4 protein-coding genes are annotated in these 3,598 nt (G+C 41.7%); all 4 read left to right on the top strand.

The annotated features are described in order from the left end of the window. Positions 1–76 precede the first annotated feature (76 nt). Positions 77–550, top strand: coding sequence for a hypothetical protein (locus Q0546_RS04500; RefSeq protein ID WP_298790907.1), 474 nt, complete (start codon positions 77–79; stop codon positions 548–550). A gap of 17 nt (positions 551–567) precedes the next feature. Beyond that, the gene (locus tag Q0546_RS04495) at positions 568–1,065 is read left to right on the top strand and encodes a YajQ family cyclic di-GMP-binding protein (protein WP_122872912.1); all 498 of its coding nucleotides are present in this window, start codon (positions 568–570) and stop codon (positions 1,063–1,065) included. Positions 1,066–1,070: 5 nt separating this feature from the next. Beyond that, on the top strand, positions 1,071–2,606 hold the full coding sequence (locus Q0546_RS04490; RefSeq protein WP_298790906.1) for a hypothetical protein: 1,536 nt from the start codon (positions 1,071–1,073) through the stop codon (positions 2,604–2,606). A 297-nt stretch (positions 2,607–2,903) separates the two neighbouring features. Continuing rightward, positions 2,904–3,598 (top strand): coproporphyrinogen III oxidase family protein (locus Q0546_RS04485; protein WP_298790904.1); only part of this gene is annotated, 695 nt, incomplete at its 3' end.

The following is a 3,598-nucleotide window of genomic DNA, read 5'->3' as shown; positions in this document are numbered from 1 at the left end:
AGTTTACGCTCGTCTTGATTAAAATTAATGATTTTTTAGAAAATATTTCTACACTCGGGGCACAGCGCTAAGCTCTTTGGCGCGGCAAAACGAGAAATTTAAAAACTACATCAGCAACTGGCGAGAAATTTTACCAAGCGATTTTTTGGATAAATTTAGTGGCGAAATTTATAATGAGATCACCGAAAACTACTGTTGTGGCGCTTATGTAAACGCTAAAAACGTAGCTAAACTAAAGGCTGACTATGAAGCAGGTGGCGAGATAAAAGAGGCGGTTGATGGCTTTTACGCTCAAAATTTACCTGTATTTTTAGATGCTCTAAACTACGCATGCGAGCTAGAAACAGGCCTACTTGAGGCCACTGAGGTCGTGGAGCCAAATCCACTTGATCTAAACAAATCAAGCTCATATTCAAATCTCTTTAACTGCGATCCAAAGGGAGCTATCATCTATGCACAGACTGCTGTGCAGCAGATTGGAGAGGCAGTAGAGCAAGAAGAGACTGGCAAAAAGTCGATTTTTGAGAAGATCAAAGGGCTATTTAAATAAATTTTGAAAGGATAAAAATGGCAACTGAGCATAGTTTTGATATAAGCGCGGCGGTCGATATGATGGAGGTCAAAAACGCGCTGGAGACGGCGAAAAAAGAGATCGCGGCGAGATATGATTTTAAGGGGCTTGCGGCCGAAGTGGAGCTAAACGAAAAGGAAAAAATTATCACGCTTTTAAGCTCTAGCGACAACAAAATCGACGCTCTAAAAGACATCGTGATCTCAAAGCTCATCAAGCGAAACATCCCGCCGGTAGCCGTCACCGAGAGTAAACGTGAGAGCGCGAGCGGCGGAAATATCAAAGCGACGCTAAAGCTAAACGACACCCTAGATAGCGAAAACGCGAAAAAAATCACCAAAGCGATCAAAGACGCAAAGCTAAAAGTAACAGCGGCGATCCGCGGCGAAGAGGTGCGAGTAAGCGGCAAAAGCATCGACGATCTGCAGGAGTGCATTAGGCTTGTGAAGGGGTTAAATTTGGAGTTACCGATAAGTTTTAAAAATTTGAAGTAAATTTAATGGATAATTTTAAAAAGTTAATCCAAGAAAAAAATAGCGCCATAAAGGAGTACGGCGATTTTATCAAAACGCTTAAAAATAAAGAGTGCGACAAGGATGTCTTGGGACTAATCGGTCTGTTAAAAGATAGACTGGCTAAATTTGAAAACCTTAGCTGCGATAATTATTCGCAAACGGCTGCGGATATAGACGAGCTAAACGACAGAATTTATCGCCAGGTAAATTTGCTTGCGAATTTGGATAAATTAAGCCGCGATTCGGACGTTTATAAAAAATACAACGAAGTATATAATCAAAAGCGTATCAAGCTTTTCGTCTCGGAGCAAATTCGCCGCGTGAAAAAATACTATCAGGTTCTAATCGCGTTTTTGGGGCTGATTCCGTTTATAATATATTTTATCTTTTGGCAAAATATCGGATTTTTCTCGGTAGCCGGTAGCGAAAGCATCTTTTCGTTACTTAGCGCGCTAGCGATATCGGGTTTTGGTTTATTTATTATTTTATATATATTTCCCGCTTTGCATTTAGTTTTGATCGTTTCTGACGATGGCGACGAAAAAAACGAAAAGCCTTTTTACGCGATTTATCTGATGGCCACGCTTGTGGGTATAGCATTTATAGGCGCCGGATATTTTTTCCCGGCTGCGGCAGATTTAAACTATTATTTTGCGGCGTTTATAGCGCCGATAGTCGTATCTTGCCTACTTTGCAGCTTTAAAAACGGTAAATTCGACATTCCTCTTTTGCTTTTTATGATATCGCACGGATTTTTATCCTTTGCGACTCCGTTTATGGTGGCTCTGTTTGCCTACGTCCGCGTAAGCGAGGATGGGTTTACTACCGCTTTTTTAGTGCTTTTTATGGCATTTTTTGCCGTTTTGTTTAGGGCGTTGATAACATCTAAGGATATAGATTATTTTAAGATAATTTTTTGGTCTTTGATAATCATAAATTTAGTCATCGTCGCGGTTATGAGCGGTAAAATCGTCCAAGTAGCCGATCTGGGAAATATAAACTACAAAATGCTATCGCTCAAAAAAGACGCCTTAAATGCTTTGCCAAAAAGCGTTTGCCAAAATAATCAAAACGGCTGTATCGGCGCGAGAGCGAAGGACGGCTGCTACGCAAAACAAAAGGCGCAAATCGTCTCGTACAATAAACAAAAGGCCGAGCTAGCCGTAAAAGACGGCAACGAGACGTATATTTTTAGCGGAGTAAACGACGAGATAAAATTTATAGACGCTAACGGCAAAGATATAGGCGTTGCGTCTAGCGATGAGGTCGTTTTTGAAAACTCGGTTTTAACGTACGATAAAAACGGCAATCGTAGCGGCCCGCTCAAGGCAAGCGCGATAAATCTCTCTCCCGTCTGCAAAACGTACGCTTGGAAGCGAGACGACTACGTAGAGCTCTACAACGTCAAAGTTCTATCAGCTCTGGGTAAATTTTACTATCTGCAGACTAAAAGCGGCGAGAAATTCGAGCTGGACTCAAGCCTGATAATCTCAAAGCAAAAGGCGGGCGATATGCGCTAAACTCGGTAAATAATATAAACCAGATATCTAGCCGCGGCTACCCACAACCGCTATGCTAAATCCTAAGCAAGCTGTAACTTGGCGGCGAATTTTGCGCAAAGCAAACAAATATCAAGGATATGCAGGTAGATTTTTGCTTCAAAATACGGGCTGAAATTTTAAATTTTACGCCCGAGCTGAGTAATCGGTTTGAAATTTTAAAATTTACGCTCGCGCCGCGTAAATTTAAACCCGCGTCCATTTCGCTTTTAAATATCCTTACGAACATAAATTTGGATTTACGGGAGAAAATTAATTATGGGTTTTAAGAATATTATAGAAAGATTTTCGATTAATTATGCCCATAATACCATGCAAAAATCTCTTTATAACGGCCTAAATATCGACATCTTAGATAAAAAATACGTAAAAACGCCGCGCGAAAATACAGAGTATATGCTTTACGCTCACGTGCCGTTTTGCCACACGTTTTGTCCGTATTGCTCGTTTCACAAGTATCATTACGAGCAGGAGCTTGCGAAAATTTACTTTGAAAATTTGCGTGAGGAGATGAGGCAGATAAAAGAGGCCGGCTTTGATTTTAGCTCGCTTTACGTGGGCGGCGGCACGACGCTGATTAACGAACCCGAGCTTGAAAAGACGCTAAAACTCGCCAAAGATCTCTTTAGCATCGAAGATATCTCGGCCGAGAGCGATCCAAACCACATCTCGCCAGAAAGCCTCAGCCGTTTTGACGGGCTTATCGACCGCTTAAGCGTAGGCGTGCAAAGCTTTGATAACGAGACGTTAAAAAGAGTTGGCAGATATGAGAAATTCGGCTCAGCTGAAGAGACGAAAAGAAAGCTCGAGCAGACTCTGGGCAAGATCCCGGTCATCAGCCTTGATCTCATCTTTAACCTACCAAACCAAACAAAAGAGCAGCTCATAAACGATATAAACGTCGCAAAATCGATCTCTCCGCAGCAGATCACTTTCTATCCACTCATGAAATC

This window comes from uncultured Campylobacter sp., from assembly GCF_937997465.1.
Taxonomy (GTDB): domain Bacteria; phylum Campylobacterota; class Campylobacteria; order Campylobacterales; family Campylobacteraceae; genus Campylobacter_A.
The sequence above is the reverse complement of the archived record's forward strand: the minus strand, read 5'-3'. Positions and strand labels throughout refer to the sequence as shown.